The organism is Flavobacterium psychroterrae (assembly GCF_018380615.1).
Taxonomy (GTDB): Bacteria; Bacteroidota; Bacteroidia; order Flavobacteriales; family Flavobacteriaceae; genus Flavobacterium; species Flavobacterium psychroterrae.
The window spans coordinates 245,264-269,498 of record NZ_JAGYVZ010000005.1 but is presented as its reverse complement, the minus strand read 5'-3'; the positions used below and the strand labels follow the sequence as shown (position 1 = coordinate 269,498).

Here is a 24,235-nt window from a genome sequence, read left to right as displayed (position 1 = left end):
GTCCGAAAACAGATTTACTAGAAAAATAATTACTTTTACTCATCGTATTTTGTATGTCGAAACACAAATTTACGATTCATTTAAAGAAGCCATCTTTTTGGCTTCTTTTTTTATCGGACAACAATGATTCAAAATGAAAATTTAAAAAAAATAAATGATAGCTTAAATTCTAAAAACTTAAAAATTAATATATCAGATATTTCAAAAAAAGATTATAATAATTTATTAGCCTTTTTAAATTCAAAAGCTGAAAAAGAAAAACTTTTATATAGTCTCAACGAACTTATTAATATGTTGAAAAAGAACGAAAGTATTGCAATACGCCAAATTTATGCAAACTCAACATACGAGCACGATATGAAACAGCTAGTTCTACATTTAACAAATTTAAAATTAATAAGCTCAACTAAATATTTAGATGAGGCGAGAAACCCATATGAAGGACTAAAAATGGGCACATCTTTCAAAGATTTTCTCAACATGGATATTTAAAAAACTATCGTTAACACACACTACAAGCAATTTGGGGATTTGGCAAATTCGAAAGATTACGCATTCTTAATCCAAACCTTGTAGCGACGGGACGTTAGTGACAAGCAACCGTGAAAACCCAAAACAACACGATTAAAAACAATGAGAAGAATATTAGAACTTAATCACGCAGAAGCAAGAGCATATTTTCTTAAAGCTGAAAGCTATTTCAATTTTGATTTACCTCAATACTTTGTTTTTCAAAATATAATTCATCAAGTTTCTGCTCAATTAGCAGGGTGCAGATTATCTGATTTTTTAGGTACTTACATAACTCCTACTGGTCAAGTAAAACCTACTTATCCTTCAGATTTTGAAAATGTAAATTATTCTTTCCTAAACAATAAAGACGGAAAATTTGCGTGGCGACCATTCCAATTAATACATCCAGCATTATATGTTTCTCTTGTTCACAATATGACAGAAGAAGCTAACTGGAATTTAATAGTTGCAAGATTTGGACAATTTAATGCAAATCCAAAAATTAAATGTTATAGCATTCCTTTGGAATCTGATAATGTTCAATCTGACAAAGCATCTACAGTTACCCAATGGTGGCAAACAATAGAGCAACAATCCATCGAACTTGCACTTAAATATGAATATGTCTTGCATACGGACATTACGGATTGTTATGGTTCAATATATACACATTCTGTTCCTTGGGCAATTCATACAAAACCAGTTGCAAAACAACCAGCGAATAGAACTAACTACGCATTAATTGGAAACTCAATTGATAAACACCTTCGAGAAATGGCATTTGGACAAACAAATGGTATTCCACAAGGAAGTGTTGTAATGGACTTCATCGCAGAAATGGTACTTGGGTATGCAGACTTGGAACTTTCAATTCGAATTCCAGCGCACATTCAAGATTATCAAATTGTTCGCTATAGAGACGATTATCGAATCTTTTCAAATAATCCACAAGATGCAGAATTAATCACCAAAATCTTAACTGAAATATTAATAGAACTTGGGATGAGACTTAATGCGCAAAAAACATTAGTTTCAAATAATGTAGTTCGTGACTCAATAAAACCTGACAAACTTTATTGGATTTCACAGAAAAACGGAAGTAAAAGTATTCAACAGCATTTACTAATTATTCACACTCTTTCAGATAAATATCCAAACTCGGGAAGTTTAAGCAAAGCATTAGGAAAGTTTTACGACAGAATAAAAGGTTTAGCCGAACTTTACAATGTTCATGTTTTAATAAGCATACTTGTGGATATAATGTATAAAAATCCAAGAACCTATCCTATTGCTTCAGCTATATTGAGTAAACTATTTTCATTATTAAATGACCCTGCAAAAAGAGATGTAATTCTTCAATCAATTATGACCAAATTTGAAAAAATACCAAATACTGGACATATTAAAATATGGCTACAACGCTTAACAATAAAAATTGATAGAACTAAAGTTTACGACGAAAATCTTTGTAGAAAAGTTAACAATCCAGCAATACAAATTTGGGATTCAACTTGGCTCAACCAAGCTTTAAAAACAATGATTGACAATGCACAAATTATTGATGAGCAATTTATTCAAAGTATTGACGTAGTTATTAATCCATTCGAAGTACAATTATTCGTAAATGAATATGATGAAGAGCCAGAATATGACGATGAACCAGAAGAATAAAGCCAGCCACTAATACCATCTACAAACAATTTGGACATTTTGCTTAATTTAGGATGGTCTTGATTTGGCACATAGAATGTTTAAAAATTCTGTTCTCTCCTATGGTAAGTTTTTTTCAAGTTCTGGAAGTGGAAAAGTATCGCTGGATGCAAAAGAAGTTTTCAAAATTGAGCCAAAATTGAAAGAAATTCATTTGCCTTTTGTACGAACTATGCTATAGAAAAAGTAAATAGAAAAGTAGACAAATTGGAAGATAAATTTGGTGTAAAAATAAAATTTAGCTAGTTTTCGCTAATGATTTTACTCAAAAGCAAAATGTTTCTCTCCAGCATCATGAACTGGTTTATCCAGTACGGAGAATTCGGCAAGAATAGTGCAGAGATTTGGCATTAATAGTGCGGAATTTTTGACTATATAAAGTGCAGTGTTTTCGGCAAAAATAAATACATAGATCATCTTTTTGGGGCTTGCGGATTAAAAAAAATATACAGGTGGGATCCTATAAGGATTTAGAGAGTATATTCGTAATTTTAGAGCTATTTGGTGTATAAATTTTAATTTTTATTTCCTGTTTAAATGTTTTTTAATTGTTAAACTCTTAGGAGACTTGAATTAGTACTGAATTTTTAATGAGAGTAGATTTGTTAACTTTTTTTATTTTTAAACGTATTTAGCGTGTTTAATTTGTTAATTTTGTGGTTGTTAACTATTATGTGGCCCCAGAAATCTATCTCCATTAAAATGTATCATGTGCGTTGGTTTGTCTGCAATCCAAACTTCTGTTTCCCATGCAATATCTGCGGCATATTTCCTAAAAGTAGCGGAATCAGGAAATGCGGTTACATAAACTCGTCCAATTCCTGAATCTTTAAATGCTTCTTCTAATTCTTCCCATCTTTTTGAAGAAACAGGACCATGGGATGTAACTGCTTCAATTAAAAATAACCAATTACGCTTACTGTCATAAACTACAACATCAGGTAGTTTATCATGGGCTAATTGAGGTATATTTAATTCCTCCATTCTTTGGCTTTCAAGATGAAGCATTTTCCCTCCTTCATTTCGACTACTAGCAGTGTCGCCTACATATAAGACTTCACCACCTTCGCCGACGAATCTTTCACAAAATTCATGAATAATATCAGCATGTAGTTTGTTGTGAGGTCCTGGGGATAAGGTAAAATTTTTTCCATTTGGAAGCTTGATCGGAATTTTATGAAGATCACGTTCACGATTATATCTTTCTGTTAACTTTGGAACCTCAAGATTGAATTTATTAATTTCGTCCTCCCATTTGCCGTCGGGATAGACCTTTAAAATTTCAACTATTTCTGCATTGAGGGAATAATTGTTGAGGCCACTATTTGTAGCTCTTGCGGGTTTATCACGATTTCTTACTATCAAACCAGCTTGCTCAAATTGATGTAAACATTGGCGTCTAATAGTTTCTCTAGAATTCGCGGCATAATCTACTCCATATTCACCACGAATGAATGCCATTATTGAATGTGTAATCAGTAGTTTAGAAGCAGCACTTGTCCATTCAGAATCACTAGTTACATTGGCAAGAGCAAGTAAAACTAACCCACACATCGGATTATACTGTTGTTTAGGAAGTCCTAAAGCCTTAAGTAATATTTGAGCTTCTGATACCTTTTGTTCTTGTGGTTCAGTCATAATTTTTTAATTGGAGTTAATTATATCTAAGACTAATTTGTCAATTATTTGTTGTGAATTACTATTTAATTTAAGAATTTTTTCCCCTAATAATTTTATAGTCTTTCTTTCAGGGAATTTCAAAACTCGAATTTCATTTGAATTTACTTGTGTATTACCAGAAATACTTCTAAAGTATTTATCCATAAAAGTAGAATTAAGAAAAGATGATAATCCAGTTGCTTCTTCTATTGAAAATTCTTCATTTTTCAATCCCAAATAGTTTAATTTATTTGAAATTCCTATTGATGTATGCTTATTAGGAAGGTAGATATTAGCAACAAGTCTTTTAGTTTCATCCTTAGAAGTAATTCTTTTTAATATAATATAAGTTTTACTCTCAACTAAATGACTTTCAAATTGACCTTTAAGTTGAAAGGCAATATCTTTCTTATGATTACCATTCCAAATTATTTTTGAATCGCTAAAATTGTGAGGTCTAATAACTGGTACAGCAGAATTTAATTCTGTTGTATGAAATTCTCTAGTTCTAAATTCAACAACTGGGCCCGTTGAAATAAAGTATCCCGCTTTAGAAAAAGTCGTCGGTAGCTTTTCGGCAAGTTCTAGGATATCAAATTGTTCCTTAGATTCAGGTATTCGGATAAATCTTTGTTCATTTGAAGGATCAATTATTAAATTTTTCGAGTAAATATTTCTGTTAGATTTTTTTGCATCTGCAATTGAATTACTTGATGAAATTACAATCGAGTCTGATTGTTCTTTCTTAACAAAACTACAAATAATGTTTTCTTGTAAAACATCATCACTTTTAAAAATTTTATTCCTTTTTGCAAAAATATGAATCATTTCCAAACTAGAATTATTTAGCATATAATTCCTAAAGTTTTTAAAATATAGACCATTGGTAAAGCTTCTAGGAACAATAACAATAAGTTGACCATTTGACTTTAAACTTTTCAAGCAAAGGGCCATAAATGAAGCATAAATGTTTGGATTTCCTTTATACAACGATAAAGTTGCTTTGCAATAAGGAGAATCTTTTGTATTATATTTAAAGTATGGAGGATTTATTACGGACAAATCAAATTTTTCTTCACTTCCGATTTGGTATGGAGGATTTAATACAAAGTCTAAATTATGAATGCGAAAGGTAAATGTAGCACCTTTAGACATAAAGAAAATTACTAACAACTCATATGTCATTTTCAGATATTCAATAGCTTTGGTGTCCAATTCATAGGCTTCTACGTGAATTTCCTTAATTCCCTTTTCCAAACATTCAAGTGATGCGGCAGCACTTAGAATTCCCATTCCTGCACCAGCATCTAGAATTTTAATAGAAAGTTTGGTTAGAATTTCAGGCCCTATTAATGAAGCCATAAATTCACTAACCTCTAGGCTAGTAAAAAATTGTCCTAATTTTTTTTTATCTGATTGTGATTTAGAAGAAAGAAATCTATTTTGAATATTAAAAATTTCCGATAACATTTTTTGACTTTCTTGCAAATATAAGTCTCTAATTACAATTATTAACCTGTTATCTTAATTATAATATTCTCTTTTTTTTATTTTTTATTTGGATGTGAAATTATAGTTGTAGGAACAAGTTTAAAACGAAAAAAAAAAGCCCTCCCGAAATCTGAAAGGCCTTAATAAGTAAAAGTAAGAATGAATTATTTTTTAGATTCTTCAATATTATCAAAAGAAATTGATAAGATCGAAAATCAGAAGAAGTAAATTATCACAAGTAGATAAACATTTTACTTCAAAATATCCTGACTATACAGGATAACTGTTGATAATCTTGTTTTGATAATCTTCATATATTGATTAGTGGTTACAATGTTGTAGCCACTAAATCAATTAGATATGAATTCAAAACCAATCGATGAGCTGATCCAATCATGCTTGCAGTCTTTAAATGAGACTAGTTACAACAGAGAAGTTACCATGGCGCATAAAAGGCGTTTTACCTTGCTTAAAAGCTTCATGGTTATACACTCAAAAGACCTTTATTCAGAGGTCATTGGAGAAAGTTTCAAGTTGTCCTTTCTTGAAACAAATTCTTTATCCGGTTATAAGTTTAAGAGTATTAAATCTTCTGTAAACTTATTAAACGATGTTCTCAATAATATTCCAATGAGAAGGAAGCGTATTAATCGTAAAGTATATCAATTCCCAGGTAAAATAGGAGAACAAATCCTTTCATTCTTAAAAGTATTTAAGGAAAAGGAACGTATTGCCGATAAGACCTTTTTCAAACATAGCCGGAATCTAAGCTATTTTGCTGTTAGAATGTACCACGATAAGATCGATCTGCATAATTTGAATGGTATAGGGATTAAACAATTTACTTCGTCCCTAAAAAACTCTAAACTTTATGTATGTGTGTCTTTACGATATTTTTTAAATTATCTACATGAAATAAAACTAATAGATACAAATTTAAGTATTTCACTTAATCAAATAAAGCGAAAACCATCAATAGAAAAACTCCCTTCGGTATATAGTTTGGAAGAAATTCGTCAAATGGATGCTGTTATTAATAGATCAAAGACCATTGGGAAAAGAAATTATGCAATATTCCTCCTCGCTTCCCGTCTAGGATTACGGGCAAGTGATATCTGTTCCTTAGAATTTGGTAATTTGGATTGGAATCGCAACATCATTTATTTCGAACAGTACAAAACACGGCAAAATATTGAGCTACCATTGCTTCCCGTGGTAGGCGAAGCGATTATTGATTACATACGTTATGGCCGTCCAAAATCACAAACCAAAACTATCTTTCTCAGTGGTATTGCTCCCTTCGTACCGGTATCAGCAGCCAATATATTTGCCATAATCGATGAAATAATAAGCAAGTCCAAAGTGGAAATAAACAGCAGGCATCACGGATCGCATAGTTTACGGCATAGTTTAGCCTCTCAATTATTGGAGCAAGGTACGCCACTTACAGTAATATCGGATTCTCTCGGACATAGCAGTAGTGAATCAACAATGTTCTATCTGGGCATAGATGTTAAAGGATTATTGACTTGTTCACTTGAGGTTCCCTTGGTTCAGGAAAAATTTTATACTCAAAAAGAAGGAGGGTTTTATGAATAGTTCAGATAAATTTAGCAGCATATTTGCTCCTTATATTAGGAGCTATATCAAAGAGAAAGAACTCCAAGATTTAAAACTGGAAAGATATAGAAGTTTCTTATTGGATTTTGATAGATTTTTGTCACAAACTACGAAAAATAATCTTCTCATTAATTCTGAAGATATAAAGAGATGGGTAGATACACGTATAAATGATAAAAAGACAACACTTTATGCGAGGTTCTGTATCATATCGAACTTCTGTCGGTATATGGATAGTCTTGGTCACGAATGTTATATTCCTGCTCACCCCAAAAGATCTTTTGAGAGTACAATCACTACAGTGTTTACTCACAGACAAATACAGAATATTTTCGATGCGTGTGATAATATGGTCACAAAAACCCATTGCCCAAAGAGTATGCTTTTTGTCATACCTGCTCTAATCCGAACGCTGTACAGTACCGGAATAAGAATAGGTGAAGCCCTTGCTATAAAAAATAAGGATATTGATTTTAAACGGAGCGTTCTTGTAATTAATGACACCAAGAACAACAGGTGCAGAATTGCACCAATTAACGAGTCTCTGGAAAAAGTTTTAAGACAATATATTGAATATAGGGAGAAGATTCCTATATATGACATTGGACATCCTGATTCTTATCTGTTTGTTTCAACCTTGGGAAAGCCTTGCAGCCATATTACTGTATATAAATATTTTGTCAGGATTCTTGAAAAATGTGAAATTTATGGCAGTTTTGGAACTAATAACCCTTCACTGCATTCGATCCGGCATACAACAGCTGTACATTCGCTTGTTAAGTTAACTGGTGCAGGAAAGGATTTATATTGCTCCCTGCCTTTACTTTCAGTCTTTTTGGGACACAAGAGCGTTATCGGTACAGAATCCTATGTTAGACTGACTCAAGAAATGTATCCCGAAGTCCTTAAACTGGATATGCACACTACGGATCAAATTTTCGCAGACCTTAACTTAAAACTTCAAAAGAACTATGAAAAAGAGGATAACTGATTTTGCTGAATATTTGGAGGCATTCTTCATTGAATATCTGGGAGCAGAAATAAATGTAAGCAAACATACTGTTCGCTCCTATAGAGATACTTTTGTCCATTTGATCGATTATATGGGCAATGTGCAAGGAATATCAGTCAATAAGCTTATGATGAAGGATTTTGATCGTGACATTATATTAGCCTTTTTGAATTGGCTGGAAGAAAAAAGGAACAATAGTATTGCCACACGAAATCAACGCTATGCTGCGATACGTTCGTTTTGTCAATTCTTGGAAAGAAAAGACCCTACAAGATTGGCAACCTGGCAATCAATGCGCTCTATCAGGATAAAAAAGAAAAAGAAACCTTCAGTGAATTATTTAACCGTTGAGGAAATCAGATGCATATTGGATCAGGTGTCACTAAAGAATAGACATGGACGTCGCAATCTAACAATACTTACGTTACTTTACGAAACAGGAGCCAGAGTTCAGGAACTAATTGATCTTACACCTGCCAGCATGAGACTTGAAAAACCGGCAATAGTTCGGTTACATGGTAAAGGGAACAAATCTCGAATTGTACCACTAAGAGATCAGATGGTTGAAATTCTCAGAACTTACATTGAAGAAAACCACTTGCTTATTCCTTCAAAGAAAGAACATCCCTTGTTCTTCAACAGTAGTGGGCAAAAACTCACAGGATCGGGTATCACATATATACTAAGAACCTATGTAGTGATGGCGCGTACAACAGAACCAGAACTGATACATGAGAAAATTAGTCCACACTGTCTTCGACATTCAAGAGCCATGCATCTACTCCAAGCGGGTGTGAACTTAGTTTATATCCGTGATTTATTGGGACATGTTTCCATCCAAACGACGGAAATATATGCAAAGGCTGATTCAAGATTTAAAAGGGAGGCTTTAGAAAAAGCTTCAGAAAACTTTTTTAATATGGATATAAAAGAAGCTTCCTGGAATGATGACAAAGAACTGAAATCGTTCTTAAAGGGACTAGCTTAGTATATTATTATGAAAAGCTGTTTTTTAGAGTATCTCTGTAATTAATTGATTATCAAAGATTCTAAAAAACAGCTTGTGATAATTTACTTCTTCTGATTTTCAATAGAAACTTTTCTGAACTCTTTTAAAAATTTCTCAATTTCTAAAGTTGATTTACGAGCTCTTGCTCCAGCAGCTTTAACACCTTTTTCGATCAATGAATCTGATTCTGTTTTAAATGTTTCGATTTCTGCGTTGATTTTTGCAACTAGATCTTTCATAATGTAAATTTTAAATTAGAGTGCGAAAATAAACGATTATCCGGTATTACAAAATAACTAAACGGTTTAATTGAATGAAATTGTATTTGCTTTTGGAAAACTGCCGTCATCGCTTTCTTTTTTAATCTGCTCTATGAAATAGGCAGTGGGTACTCCTGTCCTGGTTTTGAATGACTTTACAAAACGTTGTGTACTTGTGAATCCTATTTCAGCTGCGAGGGCGCTGTTTGTGTAGAATCTTGTTACTTTATCCTTTTTTAATAATTCAATTAAGTAGTCAATTTTTAGATCGTTGGTATATTCCACCACACTTTTTTGCTTGTAGTGCGATATAACTTTTGAAATGTATTTCTGATTTGCATTTAGAATTACAGCAAGCGCTGGAAGCCGGACATCTTTGGCTAAATATTTCTTTTCTTTTTCAAATATTTCCAGCTGTTTTAATATGGCATTGATTGTTTCTTGCGGTATATCAAGCATTTGTTTCTGATGCTCGATTTTTTTGTGATTTCTCTTTTTGTCGCTGATTTCAGGTTGTGAGGTTAGCATAATATCATCATATCTTTTTTTGTACAGCTTTTTGATTTTGTAATGACGATAAGTAAGGATTACAGAGAGGGTAAACAGTATTATAATGATAACTGATAATAGGATATCGTAATATTTCTGGTTTTCAAGCCGCTTTTTTATTTTTTCTTTTTCGGTAAGTAATTCTTTGGTATCATATTCCTTATGTATTTTGCCAATTAAATACCGGTGCGTTTCTGTTAAAACCTTATCCGCTTTAAGAAGCTGGTTAATATATTGTAGCTGGGCCTTTAAGTTGCCTGCTGTCTTGTAATAATCCAGGAGCAGCTCGTATACTTCCCGGAGATCAGGTCGCAGGAAGTTTTTTTCCTGAAAGATCTTATCGACCTTCAAGAAATAGGGTAGTGCTTTATCTTTTTTTCCGAGTGCCCAATAGCTCTTACCGATGTAAAAATAACCCACGGACTCATTTGCAAAATCCTTGTTTGTTTTAATTGAATCCAGTGCAGAGTTGATTTTAGATATCGCTGAGGCGTAATTTTTTTTAAAATATTCATTGATGCCTTCGGAATGAACGAAGTAAGGGATCATTTCCAGCTCTTTTAACCGTTTGCTTTCTTTCAGGCCACTTGCATTGGTCTGCGAACATAGTCCATAATTTCCAATTCTATTGTAACACACGCTCAGGGAATGTATCGTATTGATGTAAGCCCTGGCGTTATGATCTTTAAAATAGTCCAGACATTCCCGGAACAGGGATATAGCTTCATCATAGAAGCCCAGATAGTATTTTATTTGTGCGATTTGATGTTTCACCTTAAAGGTGAGGTATTGGTCGTTTGTCTGGGATATGTAATTGTTGGCCGTGATGTAATTCTCATAAGCATCTTCGTATTTTTTCTGACCATAGAAAGCAATTCCCCTGGACAGATAAGCAGAGCCCAGAAGTGCTTTGTCCTGCGATTTTCCGGCTGCATATATCATACTGTCAGCATACACAATGCGTAAGGTTTCCGGAGATTGGTGCAGGATATTCTGATAAGCATACATCAGTTCTTCCCAGTTGTGTTCATTTTTAGATTTATGCAGATGGGCAAACAGATAGATTGCTGCCTGGGTACTGTCTTTTTTAAGGTCATAAATTTTTTTATCCAGGTATTTATAACTTTTATGCTCAAGGGAGTCGGGTATTGGATAGATTTTTTGCTGTGCGGTGGTCAGGTTATTTAAACCGATAAACAGTACTAGTAGGAAATACGGTTTCATAGATTGACAGTTTGAAGATTTGTATTGTAAGCGTTACGCTTCTTTAAATAAATACACGTAATTTCTTCTTAAATGTGATAATTCAAAAATAATATAAACAATTGAAATTAAAGCGATTAATACTGTTAAAAAGAGGTGTGGATTTCACGGAAATCCACATGTTGATTTCATTGAAAGCCATATATAGGGGCTTGCAGGATGTTTTTTAGCGGAATAGATTTGCTTCGAATTCAAAAGCAAAATGTCTGGCATAGTGCCGGATTAAAGTTCTGCTTATCGCGATGAAATGGACTGAGAAGGAATTCTCATTCACATCAAAACAATTTAATCATGAAAAATTATTTAGTATGCACAGCACTTGTATTATGCGCTGCATGTTCAACAGATGAAAACTTAAATGAAAGCCAAAGCTATACAAACGATCAGTCACAGTCAAATACCATACAGGTGAAGGCAGGTAACAATTTAAACCCCTTTGACCGGGCAGGAATCGAATTTTATGATAAGCTAAACTCTTATTATAATAGTATTGGCTATCCGGCTTCTAATGAGGATTTCGAGGCGCAGATGCTGTTTCTGGCTCAGAAACCAACAGGGGACAGGAGCCTAAATAAAAGTGTCATTACCATTACCCCGGAAATGATTGTGGCTATTTTAGCGGACCCTGAAGTAAAGCTTGTGGAACTTATTGAGGCTTCTTCTCTCAGTGTGGAAGTAAAAAATAGCCTGTACGGATTTGTTTTTGATTTAGTTAACAGGCAGCAAACCGACTATGAAGATGTTTACAGTTTTATAATCTCCTATGAAGCGGCCGTTATTGCCGACAGCTCACTTCAGACAGATGAAAAGGACACTATTTTAAAAGTCTCTGCTATTTCCAGGTATTCCCTTTACGCGGAGGCAAGAAAGGATCGTGACTGGGAAACAGCTGTAACAAATAAAAAAGGCAGTTTGGACTATTCAGGTGGAGAAATTACGCTTGCTGCTTTGGCAGTATTGTTTGAATCTCTGCTCTGAAAAGATTGCTGTAAACCGATTTAAAATGACTCTTCGAATCTTATTATTTGCAATCCTGATTGTTTTGAATCTGGTAAGCCTGTGTGGCATCCTACTTTTATTTACCTGTGATGAAAAAGCAGTGTATTTCAATGACAGCTGGCAAAATACATGTACTTCACGAGCGCAGATCTATCTGTTATTTGTTACCACATTATCGAATCTCTATCTGATCTCCTATACAATTATTAAAAAGGCTTTTGAAGAGAAGGGGTAGGTGCTTGTATTGGGAGATCTCATACAATTCTAATTTCTTTTACTGATGATCAAAGAATTTATCAATATTGAGCTTAATAACCTGCCTATAGAGGGGCTGGATATCCATATTATAAAAAAGTACGAGATAACCACTTCGGGAGCGGAATCATTTTTGGTAGAAAATTTATCGATATTACTGATCAGGTCGGGCAGTTTTAAAATAAAGCTGCACGACATTGTTCAGGATTTAACTTCCCATGATCTGCTGGTACTTCCCAAAAATTCTTATTGTACACTTCTGGAAGCTCGCGATAAGCTGCAATTGTATCTTGTGTCGCTTTCCTCAGAATTTACCGTGAAGAATTGCTTTAAAAAAGAACTCGTAGATTCGCTCTATTTTTTTATCCGGAAAAGGTCATTTAAAATTACGCTGGAGGAACGGGAGTATCAGATGCTGTCTCTTATCTATAAGCTCATTTATTTTGTAAACAGGGATGCTGTGCGCAATGGGTTTGATGCAGAGCTGCAGCGGATCAGCTTAAACCTATTTCTATACGAATTGCGGGAGATTTATATCAAATATTCTCCCAAGGATGAAGTTCCTTTTAATAGAAAGGAAACGCTGGCCATTCAATTTCTTACCATGCTTTCCATACATGGAAGAAAACAGCATTACGTTCAGTTTTATGCCGGTTCGCTGTATGTTACACCTGCTTACTTAAATTTTTTGGTAAAGCAGTTTACAGGAAAAAATGTAAAATACTTGATAACAGAAAACCTTATTTTGGAAGCCAAAATCCTGCTGGAAGATACGCAGCTTACCATTGCTGATATTGTTGATGAACTGGAATTTACCAGCATGTCTGCCTTTAGTTTCTTCTTTAGAAAACATACTGCTTTATCCCCTTCTGAGTATCGTTCCAAATTTGTTGAGAGATTTAAAAGCCAGTAGATCTATCGATTGTCACCTAAAAAGAAATAGTATGATGAGTAATATATATCCTTTAGAATGGTTAGATTCATTAATATTACAAACTTTAAATCCTAAAAGAAACAATATCTCAAAATTATCAGATAGCGAACTGGCATATATAGCAGAACATATCGTAAAGGAGTCAAAGAGTGTTCAGATACGTATCAAAAATGAAATTTTTTCGCTTCTCAAGAAAAGAGAAATTCGTTTGCAGGTCAGAAAATACCATTCCAATTTGACTTATCTGCTGGATACCCAGATTGAGATCCGGAAAAACCATTTTGCAGGCTCTTCGGAACTATCGCAAATAGCAGATATTATAATCGCTAATCTGGAAGAATTAATTTCCTTTCTGGAGAACCGTTTTGCCAATTATTTAAGCCTGGATGAAAGGGTACCCATAACCTATCTGATGATCACCAAAAACGAGTTGCTTCTGAAATTGAATATACTGAAGAGTAAATATAAAGCAATAGAACTATACGACCGTTCCATTGCTATTGTAATTAATAAGGCAGTAGATTTTGTAAAATCATTTTCCAGACGAAAGATAACATACAGGCAGATCATTTATCATAAAGAATTGCTCAAAAGCCTTCAGGATCTGGAAAGCAGAACTGGTCAAACCCACCTATTCTCATCAGTAGATGAACTTTTGATACAAAAAAACTTTAATAGTGAAGAATATGTAAACCACCTGGTAAGCCGTTTGAAAACCCATCTTAACCAATATGTTTTGCTTGACAGCAGGATTGATGAATTATTATTGAATTTCAAAGAGTTTAATCAATTGCAGTCCGATGAGAAAATATCATTGGATCCCACACATCTAAACTTAAAAAACACTTTGGATAACTGGTTTAAGCATGAAATTGTCTATTTGGAACGAAAGCTTGCTGCTGAAACGCAATCGAATCATGCCCATGAATCTCTATTATTGAAAGACGACCGCAGCAAGATAGAATGTGACTTGTCAGCAGATCAAATTGCTCTGATTCTGCGTGCGGCAGACGAAGCAAGGATTATAAAAGCCAGATCTATGACTTTGGTTTTTCAAACGATTGTGCCTCATTTATCAACTTCTTTCAAAAAAGAGTTGTCTTATCAATCTGTAAGGAGTAAATCATATAATGCAGAAGAGAACGATAAACAAGCTGCAATTGCCAGTCTCGAGAAGATGATAAAAAAGATTAGAACGTATTAAAAAATGGAAAAATCAGAAGATTAAATATTTACCTGAGTAACAAATTTTAATTTTTCCGACACATAACTAAACAAATTAATTATGACACTAATTGCCATATTTTTTCCTTGTATTTCTTTTCTTTTAAGGGGAAAGATTTTTACAGCAATAATCTGTCTGATTCTACAGATTACTTTAATTGGATGGATCCCAGCTGCGATCTGGGCCGTTATATCCCTGCAAAATTCAAGAGCAGATAAACGTAACTCAAGATTGATAAAAGCAATGAAAAAGTAATAAGCCAACAGGCAGATCCAACTCAGTTATTAACTCATAGAGATAATCTAATCGGATTATTTCTATGAGTTTTTTTATTTGCTACAGTAATTACTGTTTTTTATTTCTTTATAATTTTCCGTTAAGGGCAGTATTTACTGGGGGTACGAAAGGGTACAGAAAAGTCGTACTTGTACCGGCCTGATTATCATTGTTCCTTTGACCTGTGAAATAAATTAAATGGTTCATCATTTTATTTATGTCGCGGTAAAGGATGTTTAATGATAAATGACAAGAATTATGCTAGCAACAATTTCATGGAGTGATTATGCGGTAACGGTTGTGATACTGCTTTTTATCTGGTATACGTATCTGGTTTTCAGGTTTTATTCCACTAAAGTTAAAGCTCTTTTTAATGGGAAAACCAGGATAGGGTTTCCAAAGAAAAAAGCAATGCTGAACGATTTACAGGATAGCTTATTTTCCGAATTCAGCGAGCCCTTCGATACACTTCAGGACGCAGAGGAGTTGTATGAAAAACTTTTACAGGCAATTCAGGAAAGCGCAGAACGAGAGATTTCTAGGATAGAATTTAAAAATTATATCAGGTGTATTCTTGAGGAATATCCTTATGTGAAAATGTCTTCGCTGCGGATTAAAATAAATACCCTTCTGGTCTGCGAATGCGAAAAGCATGCTGCATTCACTTTACAATATGCCGAGGCAGACCATTTGTGGGAAGATAGTATTTAGTTATATGGCGGAGGGATGTCCCTGTTCACTCTAGTGCAGTATGGTAAGATGTGACAAGGAAATAGTTGTTGTAACAGCGATATTCCTCTGCTTTTTAAAATATGATTTTAACTTAAAAATGAAGTGTGATGAAATGGAACGATTGGAAATTAAGAAATGTTGACGTACAAAAAGTGATGTCCTACGGTATTTTGGCTTTGCTGCTGGTTTATCAGCATAAGGTATTCGGCCAGGACGGCGTAGCGGGAATCAATGAAGCCAACCAGAAAGTGAGAAGCTACTTTGACGCGGGTACAGAACTTATGTATGCTGTAGGAGCCATACTTGGACTTATCGGCGCGGTAAAAGTATACCAGAAATGGAATGCTGGTGATCCCGATACCGGAAAAGTCGCGGCTGCCTGGTTTGGAAGCTGTGTATTTTTAGTGGTTGTGGCTACAGTTATTAAATCTTTTTTTGGAGTATAATGGCAAACAGCGTATACCAGATCAATAAAGGCATTAATAAAAGTATTGAATTCAAGGGGCTCAAAGCGCAGTATATATGGTATTTGGGTGGGGGAGTAGTGAGTCTGATGATTGTATTTGCTGTGCTTTATATTATTGGTATTCCATCGTTGATTTGTGTTGGATTTATTGGTGTTTCGGGAACCCTTTTGGTAGTCAGAATCTACAAGATGAGCAATACCTATGGAGAATTTGGCATGATGAAAGTGCTGGCTAAAAAAAGGCTTCCTAAAAATATAAAGGTAAACAGCAGACGAATTTTCATAATGTGATAGCTGTAGAATGTTAATGAGTTAAAAATGTAGATGATGGAGAAAAGGATAGATGCTGTTTTACCGATACTGGATATAGAACATGATTGTATTTTGTCCAGGCAAGGAGATGTGACCATTGTTTTTAAAGCGGAATTACCGGAGATTTTCACGCTTTCAGATCAGGAATATGAGGCCTTTCACCAATCATGGATTAAGGCCATAAAGATACTGCCGAAGTTCTGTGTGTTTCACAAACAGGACTGGTTTTTGGAAAGCAGCTATCAGGCAGATTTTACAAATGATGATACGAGTTTTTTAAGCAGAAGCAGCGAAAGATTCTTTAATGAGAGGCCGTTTTTGGACCACAGCTGTTATATCATGCTGACCAAAAAACCAGCAGGAAGAAAGAATTCAAGTTCGTTGTTTTCAACACTCATCAGAAGTTCTTCGGTTCCAGAAGAAGCTTTGAAACCACAGCTGCTACAGGATTTTCTGGATTCAGCAGGACAGTTTAAAAGAATTCTCGAAGATAGTGGATTTGTAAAACTTGTCCAGCTCAGGAAAAATGCCCTTAAAAGCCAAAGCAGAAATTTGGGACTCATAGAGCGTTACTGTTTTTTATCAGAAAAGGAAAATGAATTTGTGTTTAATGACATTTCCTTTCATAATGGACTCAGGGTAGGAGATAAGCATTGCCAGCTTTTTACGCTTGGCGATGCCGCAGATCTTCCGGGACTTTGTGGATCGCGGATTAATTTTGACCGGTATTCAACCGATAAAACAAAGTTCAGCATTGGTTTTGCCTCAACTCTCGGACAGCTGCTATCGTGTAATCACATCTACAATCAGTATATATTTATTGAAGATGCGCAGAAAACAATCCAGAAGCTCGAAAGCAAAAGGCTGAGACTGCAATCTTTGTCAGCATACAGCAGGGAAAATCTCCTTGCAAGAGATGCCACTAATGATTTTTTGAATGAAGCAATTGCACAGCAGCGGCTTCCTGTAAAAGCCCATTTCAATGTACTGGCATGGACCCAGAACGCTGAAGAACTGAAAGAAGTGAAGAATAAAGTTTCTTCAGCGCTCGCGCAGATGGACGCTGCGGCAAAGCAGGAAACGGTTGGAGCTCCTCAGATTTACTGGGCAGGAATACCGGGAAACGCAGCTGATTTTCCTATGAATGACACCTTTGATACTTTCACCGAACAGGCAGTTTGTTTCCTGAATATGGAAACGGGTTACCGCTCATCACTAAGCCCGATGGGAATTCGTCTGGGGGACCGATTGACTGGAAAACCGGTTCATGTCGATATCAGCGATGAGCCGGTCAAAATGGGAATCTGCACCAACCGGAATAAATTTATTCTGGGGCCATCGGGCAGCGGCAAGTCATTTTTTACCAATCATATGGTCAGAAGCTATTACGAGCAGGGAACCCATGTAGTTCTGGTAGATGTGGGGCATAGTTACAAAGGATTGTGTGACATGGTTAAGGGGTATTATTTTACTTATGATGAAAAGAACCCGATTCGTTTTAATCCTTTTTATATCTCGGAAGGAGACAATCTGGATACGGAGAAGAAGGAAAGCATCAAAACACTACTGCTGGCGCTATGGAAGAAAGATGATGAAACTTTCAACCGAAGCGAGTACGTGGCCTTGTCCAATGCACTACAGTTGTATTATGAAAAGCTGGAGAAGGAGAAAGAATATTTTCCATGCTTTAATACTTTTTATGATTTTCTTAAAGATGAATTTGTAAAGATTCTGGAGAATGACCGGGTGAAGGAGAAGGATTTTGATATCAATAATTTCCTGTATGTGCTCCGGCCTTATTACAAAGGAGGAGAGTTTGATTACTTGCTCAATGCAACGGAGAATCTGGAGCTTTTGAAAGAACGATTTATTGTTTTTGAACTTGATAATATTAAAGATCATCCCATCCTTTTTCCGGTTGTGACCATTATCATTATGGAGGTTTTTATAAGCAAGATGAGAAAGCTCAAAGGTATCCGTAAAATGATTTTAATTGAGGAAGCCTGGAAGGCTATTGCTAAGGAAGGTATGGCGGAATACATACGGTATTTGTTTAAGACCGTTCGTAAGTTCTTTGGGGAAGCAATTGTAGTGACCCAGGAGGTCGAGGATATTATTTCTTCTCCGGTAGTAAAGCAGGCCATTATCAATAACAGTGACTGCAAGATACTTTTGGATCAGAGCAAATACCAGAACAAATTTGATCAGATTCAGGAACTCTTAGGTCTAACTGAGAAAGAAAAAGCCTTAGTGCTGTCGGTCAATAAGGCCAATGACCCATCAAAGAAATACAAAGAAGTATTCATATCGTTGGGAGGTATGTCTTCCAAAGTGTATAGAACAGAAGTTTCTCTTGAAGAGTATATGGTATATACTACAGAAGAAAGCGAGAAGGTAAAAGTGAATGCCTATGCGAAAAAGTTTGGAGGAGATATCAAAAAAGGAATCGCGGCACTGGCTCAGGATATCAGAAATGGAACTTAAACGAAAAAGAAAAATGAAAGTAAAAACAAAAGTAATTGCGGGTATAATCTGTTTACTGCTTATCAGCAGTCCGGCAAGGCCAGCCGAAACCAAGGCGGTTATTCCGATACTGGAAATAGTAAAAACGGCAGTTAAGAAAGTAATCAAGGCAATTGATCTCAGGATTCAAAGGCTTCAGAACAAAACGATATGGCTTCAGAACGCACAAAAGAAAATTGAAAATACGCTGTCCAGGCTCAAGCTGGATGAAATATCCAATTGGACCCAGAAGCAAAAAGAGCTGTATAGAGGATATTACGAAGAACTTGCCAAAGTTAAATCCATAATTACCTATTACCAGAGAATCAAAGACATTACAAAGAAGCAGGCCCACCTGGTGAATGAGTATGAAAGGGCATGGAATCTGATCAGGCAGGACAGTCATTTTAAAGCTTATGAGCTGGATTACATTGAAAAGGTGTATACCGGAATTTTAAATGAAAGCCTTAAAAATATCGACCAGATTTTTTTGATCATTGATTCATTTGCCACTCAGATGAGTGATCTGAAAAGATTGGAAATTATCAACCATTCGGCTGATCAGATTGATGCCAATTATGATGACCTTAAAATGTTTAACCAGCAGAATTTCATGCTCAGCCTTCAGAGAGCCAAATCGGCTGATGAAGCAAAAGCAGTCAGACAATTTTACGGAATTCCATAAAACAGTAAAAAAAATGAAAACTATTGTTCTAATGTTATGCTGTTTGTTCTGTTTTGTGGGTATGAAAGGACAGGCAAAGCAACGAAAGGAACTGCTGCTGCAGATTGCAGCACTTCGGGTATATGCGGATTATGCGCAGAAAGGATATAATACAGCCCGAAAAGGGCTCAATTTTGTGGGAGATTTAAAAAAAGGGGAAGTGAATCTTCATAGTGATTACTTTATATCACTTCATAAAGTAAATCCAAAGATCAGGAATTATTTTAAAGTTGCCGAAATTATAGCGCTTCAGTTAAAGATTGTCAAAACCTGTCAAAAGACTATTAGAAAAGTGGAACAGCATGATCTTTTCCATGGCAGTGAAATGGACCATGTAAAGCGCTCTTTTGACCGTCTGCTGGAGCACTGCTCCGATACAATCGATGCGCTTATTGTGATGACCAAAGATGCTTCAATTGATCTTAAAGATGACCAGAGATTAGAGCGTATTGACAAACTGCATCTGATCATGCTGGATGACTACAATTTCTGTAAAAGTTTCAGCATGGAAGCAGAGGTTCTGGCAGTTTCAAAAGCAAAAGAGAAAAACGACGCTGCTATTTTAAACGGATTATATGAATCAAAAAAATAGAAATCATGAAAAGGAAATTCATCGTTTTGCTGTTTTTAATATTACTCGCGGTACCGCACAAAAGTACTGCGCAGTCTCAGGAAATTCAGCAATTGCTTTTAAATATTGAAAAGCTTTCACAATTCAAAGAGATATTGAAAGACATGAAAAAGGGATATGAGATCCTGACCAAGGGCTACAAATCGGTTAAAGATATGTCTGAGGGTAATTTTACGCTTCATAAAACTTTTCTGGATGCCCTGATGCAGGTGAGTCCGGTGGTAAGGAATTATAAAAGAGTCGGGGATATCATCAACAATCAAATCCTATTGCTTAAAGAAAGTAAAACAGCATGGAGCCGGTTTTCCAAAAGCAGCTCTTTTAAGGAATCGGAACTTAAATATTTTGAAGGTATCTATGGCAATATCACAAAAGAAAGCCTGCGTAATCTGGATGATCTGACCACTATCCTGACAGCAGACAAACTCAGAATGTCAGATGACGAACGTCTGGAAGCTATTGACCAGATTTATATTCAGATGCAGGACAAACTTGAATTTATCAGAAGCTTTAATACTACTTCATCAATCCTGGCATTGCAGAGAACAAAGGAAGCTGCTGAGGTAAATTCAGTCCGGGAGCTGCATTCATTAAAAAACTAGAGCCATGAAAATTTTCAAACAAGGATATTCGGTTAAAATGGTAACCGCAATCCTGCTGTTGCCTTTTTTGTCCCAATCGCAGACTTTAGCAGGAGATATGAACAGCCTTCACTCGGTACTTGATCAACTATATGATGAAATGATGCCGCTTTGCAGTAACCTTATCGGAGTGGGGCAGGGAATAGCAGGTTTTGGAGCCGTGTGGTATATTGCTTCAAGAGTCTGGAGGCATATTGCGAACGCTGAGCCTGTAGATTTTTATCCACTGTTCAGGCCCTTTGTTATCGGGTTCTGCATTATGATTTTCCCCTCAGTACTTGCGCTGATAAATGGAATTATGAAGCCTACCGTTACAGCCACTGCTGCCATGGTCGAAAATTCAAATTCGGCTATCGAAGTCCTGCTTAAAGAAAAGGAAAAAGCAATTAAAGAAAACAACGCCTGGCAGATGTATGTTGGTGAAACCGGAAGCGGCAATCAGGAGAAGTGGTACCGCTATACCCATGGTAATGCTGATCCGGATGATCAGGGAATGCTGGAAGGAATCGGAAGCGATGTCAAATTTGCAATGGAAAAAGCTTCTTTTAATTTCAAGAATTCTGTAAAAGAATGGATGAGTGAAGTGCTGAGGGTGCTGTTTGAAGCTGCTGCATTGTGTATCGATACCCTGCGGACATTCCAGCTTGTTGTACTCTCGATATTGGGGCCACTTGTTTTCGGAATTGCGGTTTTTGATGGCTTTCAGCATACCCTGACCGTCTGGCTGGCAAGGTATATCAATATTTATCTATGGCTTCCGGTAGCTAACATATTCGGGAGCATCATCGGTAAAATCCAGGAGAAAATGCTCCGGCTGGATATCACTCAGGTTAATGAGTATGGAGATACTTTTTTCAGCCAGACCGATATCGGGTACCTGATTTTTATGATAATCGGCATTATCGGCTACTTTACTGTACCCTCTGTTGCTAACTATATTGTTCATGCGGCGGGCGGTGGTGCACTGGGACAAAAAGTAACAAATCTCTTTGGGGGTTCAGTGGGATCAGCAGTAAATAATGTTTCTCAGGGGGCTTCAATGGTTATGGATGCGATGGGAAATAAAAGCGGACAAATGGCACAAAGTATGGCATCCTCCTCCAGCAACTCTCCCTACTTAAAGGAAAACAGCAGTTATAGGGAGGACAAGCTTAAAGGCAATAGCTAATAATTAAAAAGAAAATCATGTTTACAAAAATGAAAAATATAGATACAGCTTTCCGATATGTCAGAGGATTTACCATGCTGGTCATTGCTGGTTGTATTGTGATATGCTGTTATGCGCTCTATAAAAGTTTCGAAGCGGTAGCCCTGACACAGGAAAAGGTTTATATACTGGCCAATGGTAAGGCGCTGGAGGCATTTTCGTCAGACAGAAAAGATAATGTTCCGGTGGAGGCAAAGGACCATGTAAAGACCTTTCATACCTTTTTTTTTACGCTCGATCCTGATGATAAGGTGATAAAAGAAAATATAACCAAAGCCCTTTACCTGGCCGATGACAGTGCTAAGCGCATATATGACGACCTGAAAGAAAACGGTTACTACTCTGGGATTATTTCAGGCAATATCAGCCAGACGATCAGGATTGACAGTGTAAGTGTCAGTGTAAAGGAATATCCGTACTACTTCAGGTGTTATGCCAGACAGGACATCATCCGTACGACCAGTATCCTCAAAAGAAATCTTATTACAGAAGGAACTCTCCGCAATGTATCAAGAAGTGATAACAATCCTCATGGATTTTTAATTGAGAGGTGGGTTACCCTTGAGAACAAAGATATTGGAGTTGAAAATCGAAAATAGAGGCTTATGAAATGGTTTAAAAAACAAGCTGATTACAAATTAAGCAATAGATATGCCGGGATTCTCAGACAGAAATGGGCAGATAAAATGAACGATCTGACCAAAGACCTGTCAAAGAAGTCATTAATCATTCTGCTGATATTATTTGTAACAGGAGCCGGAATCTTCTTTGGCTCGCTATTGTACAACAGTTTGAAGATGGAAGTATCAGGAGCGTTTGATATTATCCAAATTTCGAAAACATTGCCTTTAAAAGAGAATAGGATTGACAGTAAAATGTCTAATGACAGTGCTGGCTTAAAAAGAATAATTATAAAATCAAATAATAAAAAATAAAATCATGGAACACAAAACATTATCACCAAAGCAATTAAAAAGAAGAAGACTGCTTTTTATGCTGCCCTTGTTAACGCTTCCGTTTTTAACGATGCTTTTCTGGACTTTGGGCGGAGGAACACCCACGATTGCAGCGATTCAGAATAAGGAGCAAAAAGGATTCAATTTCGAGCTTCCCCTTCCAAAATTTAAAGAGGATGATGCGCTTGATAAAATGAGTTACTACGACAAGGCAGCCACGGATTCTTTAAAACTATTGGAGGAAATCAAGAAAGATCCGAATTACTCTGACAATATCGCTGAGGAGGAATTTGACTTGGAATGGCAGCAGGAATTTTTAAAGCCAAAAAATAGCCGAAAAGGAAAAACTGCGCTCAGCGGTATTAGTGAAAAAGATCCTGCTTCGGAAAAGATTTACCAAAAGCTTGCATCGCTTCAAAAGATAATTAATGAGCCGCAGCCTTACACAGATCCCGAGCAGGATATGAGAGAATTTGATTATCGAAATAATAGAGACGATGCTGCTCAGGATATGAAAAGCCTCGAACAAATGATGACTGCAATGACCGCTCCGCAGCAAGCCGATCCTGAGCTGAAACAGCTTGGCGGAATGCTTGAGAATATCCTGGACATTCAGCATCCCGAGCGCATGCAGGAAAAACTGAAACAATCCTCTAAAAATCAGAAAGGCAAAACCTATGCTGTTGACAAGAAAAAAGCAGAAGACAACCTGACTTTTCTGGAAGCCAAAAACGGTGAACAAAACAGCGCTATAAAACAGAACGCTTTTTTCTCGGCAGAAGAAGAATCTTCACCTGAAGAAAACCAGAATGCACTCGAAGCAGTCATACATCAAACCCAGACCATTGTCAGTGGATCCGTTATCAAATTACGACTTACTGGTGATGTTGTTATCAATAATGTGTCGATTCCAAGTAACAGTTTCCTGTACGGTACAGCTGCCCTTAAAGGGGAAAGACTTGAAGTTAAAATCAGCACTATTAAATATCAGAATTCCATTCTGCCGGTGGAACTTGAAGTTTATGATATGGATGGCATACCGGGAATATACATTCCGGGAACTATAAACCGGGAATCAGCCAAGGCATCAGCCGACAGATCAATACAGGCCGTCGGGCTGGCTACACTCGATGATTCCTGGGGAGCGCAGGCAGCAGGAATGGGAGTGGAGGCTGCTAAAAGTCTGCTTAGCAAAAAAGTAAAGCTGATTAAGGTTGTAGTGAAATCGGGATACCGTGTGCTGCTGTATGACGAAAAACAAAAGAATGCTAACTAAATCAAATTATCAA

24 protein-coding genes are annotated in these 24,235 nt (G+C 36.1%); 20 read left to right on the top strand and 4 right to left on the bottom strand.

The annotated features are described in order from the left end of the window. Window positions 1-123 precede the first annotated feature (123 nt). Window positions 124-492 (top strand): hypothetical protein, encoded by a 369-nt coding sequence (locus KHA90_RS08095; RefSeq protein ID WP_213297474.1) that lies wholly within the window; start codon window positions 124-126, stop codon window positions 490-492. A 141-nt stretch (window positions 493-633) separates the two neighbouring features. Next, window positions 634-2,184 carry an RNA-directed DNA polymerase gene (locus tag KHA90_RS08090; protein ID WP_213297465.1) on the top strand — a complete coding sequence of 517 codons (1,551 nt, stop codon included), beginning with the start codon at window positions 634-636 and terminating at the stop codon, window positions 2,182-2,184. Between the two features lie 702 nt (window positions 2,185-2,886). On the opposite strand, the gene KHA90_RS08085 is transcribed toward KHA90_RS08090, so the two are convergent. Beyond that, complete coding sequence (locus tag KHA90_RS08085) at window positions 2,887-3,861, bottom strand: BsuBI/PstI family type II restriction endonuclease (RefSeq protein WP_213297461.1); 975 nt, start codon at window positions 3,859-3,861, stop codon at window positions 2,887-2,889. Window positions 3,862-3,867: 6 nt separating this feature from the next. Next, window positions 3,868-5,352 carry an Eco57I restriction-modification methylase domain-containing protein gene (locus KHA90_RS08080; RefSeq protein ID WP_213297459.1) on the bottom strand — a complete coding sequence of 495 codons (1,485 nt, stop codon included), beginning with the start codon at window positions 5,350-5,352 and terminating at the stop codon, window positions 3,868-3,870. A 381-nt stretch (window positions 5,353-5,733) separates the two neighbouring features. Between KHA90_RS08080 and KHA90_RS08075 the strand changes: the two genes are divergently transcribed. Genes KHA90_RS08075 through KHA90_RS08065 form a run of 3 tightly spaced genes read left to right on the top strand, consistent with a single transcriptional unit; the run spans window position 5,734 to window position 8,993 of the window. After that, entirely contained in the window at window positions 5,734-6,972 is a 1,239-nt protein-coding gene (locus tag KHA90_RS08075) for a site-specific integrase (RefSeq protein WP_213297450.1), read from the top strand. Then, complete coding sequence (locus KHA90_RS08070) at window positions 6,965-7,984, top strand: tyrosine-type recombinase/integrase (RefSeq protein ID WP_213297447.1); 1,020 nt, start codon at window positions 6,965-6,967, stop codon at window positions 7,982-7,984. The genes KHA90_RS08075 and KHA90_RS08070 overlap by 8 nt, the downstream gene beginning before the upstream one ends. Next, the gene (locus KHA90_RS08065) at window positions 7,965-8,993 is read left to right on the top strand and encodes a site-specific integrase (protein WP_213297438.1); all 1,029 of its coding nucleotides are present in this window, start codon (window positions 7,965-7,967) and stop codon (window positions 8,991-8,993) included. Before KHA90_RS08070 ends, KHA90_RS08065 begins: the two co-directional genes overlap by 20 nt. Window positions 8,994-9,076: 83 nt before the next feature. On the opposite strand, the gene KHA90_RS08060 is transcribed toward KHA90_RS08065, so the two are convergent. Both KHA90_RS08060 and KHA90_RS08055 read right to left on the bottom strand, forming a co-directional pair. After that, window positions 9,077-9,253 carry a histone H1 gene (locus KHA90_RS08060; RefSeq protein ID WP_213297429.1) on the bottom strand — a complete coding sequence of 59 codons (177 nt, stop codon included), beginning with the start codon at window positions 9,251-9,253 and terminating at the stop codon, window positions 9,077-9,079. 66 nt (window positions 9,254-9,319) lie between these two features. Continuing rightward, a complete protein-coding gene (locus KHA90_RS08055) occupies window positions 9,320-11,047 on the bottom strand; it encodes an AraC family transcriptional regulator (protein ID WP_213297426.1) in 1,728 nt (575 codons plus the stop codon). Between the two features lie 330 nt (window positions 11,048-11,377). On the opposite strand from KHA90_RS08055, the gene KHA90_RS08050 reads away from it, so the two are divergent. The 15 genes from KHA90_RS08050 (at window position 11,378) to traM (ending at window position 24,222) form a co-directional block, all read left to right on the top strand. Next, window positions 11,378-12,064: a hypothetical protein gene (locus KHA90_RS08050; RefSeq protein ID WP_213297422.1), complete on the top strand. Its 687-nt coding sequence runs from the start codon at window positions 11,378-11,380 to the stop codon at window positions 12,062-12,064. A 301-nt stretch (window positions 12,065-12,365) separates the two neighbouring features. Then, the gene (locus tag KHA90_RS08045; protein ID WP_213297419.1) at window positions 12,366-13,253 is read left to right on the top strand and encodes a helix-turn-helix domain-containing protein; all 888 of its coding nucleotides are present in this window, start codon (window positions 12,366-12,368) and stop codon (window positions 13,251-13,253) included. Window positions 13,254-13,284: 31 nt separating this feature from the next. Further along, window positions 13,285-14,478 carry a hypothetical protein gene (locus tag KHA90_RS08040; protein ID WP_213297416.1) on the top strand — a complete coding sequence of 398 codons (1,194 nt, stop codon included), beginning with the start codon at window positions 13,285-13,287 and terminating at the stop codon, window positions 14,476-14,478. An 81-nt stretch (window positions 14,479-14,559) separates the two neighbouring features. Continuing rightward, complete coding sequence (locus KHA90_RS25820) at window positions 14,560-14,754, top strand: YqaE/Pmp3 family membrane protein (protein WP_379784285.1); 195 nt, start codon at window positions 14,560-14,562, stop codon at window positions 14,752-14,754. 279 nt (window positions 14,755-15,033) lie between these two features. Next, window positions 15,034-15,486, top strand: coding sequence for a hypothetical protein (locus KHA90_RS08035; protein WP_213297408.1), 453 nt, complete (start codon window positions 15,034-15,036; stop codon window positions 15,484-15,486). A gap of 176 nt (window positions 15,487-15,662) precedes the next feature. Then, on the top strand, window positions 15,663-15,953 hold the full coding sequence (locus KHA90_RS08030; RefSeq protein ID WP_213297527.1) for a DUF4134 domain-containing protein: 291 nt from the start codon (window positions 15,663-15,665) through the stop codon (window positions 15,951-15,953). After that, window positions 15,953-16,264 carry a DUF4133 domain-containing protein gene (locus tag KHA90_RS08025; protein WP_213297405.1) on the top strand — a complete coding sequence of 104 codons (312 nt, stop codon included), beginning with the start codon at window positions 15,953-15,955 and terminating at the stop codon, window positions 16,262-16,264. Before KHA90_RS08030 ends, KHA90_RS08025 begins: the two co-directional genes overlap by 1 nt. Before the next feature lie 36 nt (window positions 16,265-16,300). After that, window positions 16,301-18,769, top strand: a complete 2,469-nt coding sequence (locus KHA90_RS08020) for a TraG family conjugative transposon ATPase (RefSeq protein WP_213297395.1) — start codon at window positions 16,301-16,303, stop codon at window positions 18,767-18,769. A 13-nt stretch (window positions 18,770-18,782) separates the two neighbouring features. Beyond that, a complete protein-coding gene (locus KHA90_RS08015; protein WP_213297393.1) occupies window positions 18,783-19,472 on the top strand; it encodes a conjugal transfer protein TraI in 690 nt (229 codons plus the stop codon). A 13-nt stretch (window positions 19,473-19,485) separates the two neighbouring features. Then, on the top strand, window positions 19,486-20,103 hold the full coding sequence (locus KHA90_RS08010) for a hypothetical protein (protein ID WP_213297390.1): 618 nt from the start codon (window positions 19,486-19,488) through the stop codon (window positions 20,101-20,103). Between the two features lie 5 nt (window positions 20,104-20,108). After that, the gene (locus KHA90_RS08005) at window positions 20,109-20,744 is read left to right on the top strand and encodes a TerB family tellurite resistance protein (protein WP_213297382.1); all 636 of its coding nucleotides are present in this window, start codon (window positions 20,109-20,111) and stop codon (window positions 20,742-20,744) included. A gap of 4 nt (window positions 20,745-20,748) precedes the next feature. Further along, window positions 20,749-21,951 (top strand): conjugative transposon protein TraJ, encoded by a 1,203-nt coding sequence (gene traJ / locus KHA90_RS08000; RefSeq protein WP_213297379.1) that lies wholly within the window; start codon window positions 20,749-20,751, stop codon window positions 21,949-21,951. Window positions 21,952-21,980: 29 nt separating this feature from the next. Then, window positions 21,981-22,589 carry a conjugative transposon protein TraK gene (gene traK, locus KHA90_RS07995; protein ID WP_244860270.1) on the top strand — a complete coding sequence of 203 codons (609 nt, stop codon included), beginning with the start codon at window positions 21,981-21,983 and terminating at the stop codon, window positions 22,587-22,589. Window positions 22,590-22,595: 6 nt separating this feature from the next. Next, a complete protein-coding gene (locus KHA90_RS07990; RefSeq protein ID WP_213297363.1) occupies window positions 22,596-22,925 on the top strand; it encodes a hypothetical protein in 330 nt (109 codons plus the stop codon). 4 nt (window positions 22,926-22,929) lie between these two features. Beyond that, window positions 22,930-24,222, top strand: a complete 1,293-nt coding sequence (gene traM, locus KHA90_RS07985; protein WP_213297361.1) for a conjugative transposon protein TraM — start codon at window positions 22,930-22,932, stop codon at window positions 24,220-24,222. The last annotated feature ends 13 nt before the right edge of the window (window positions 24,223-24,235 follow it).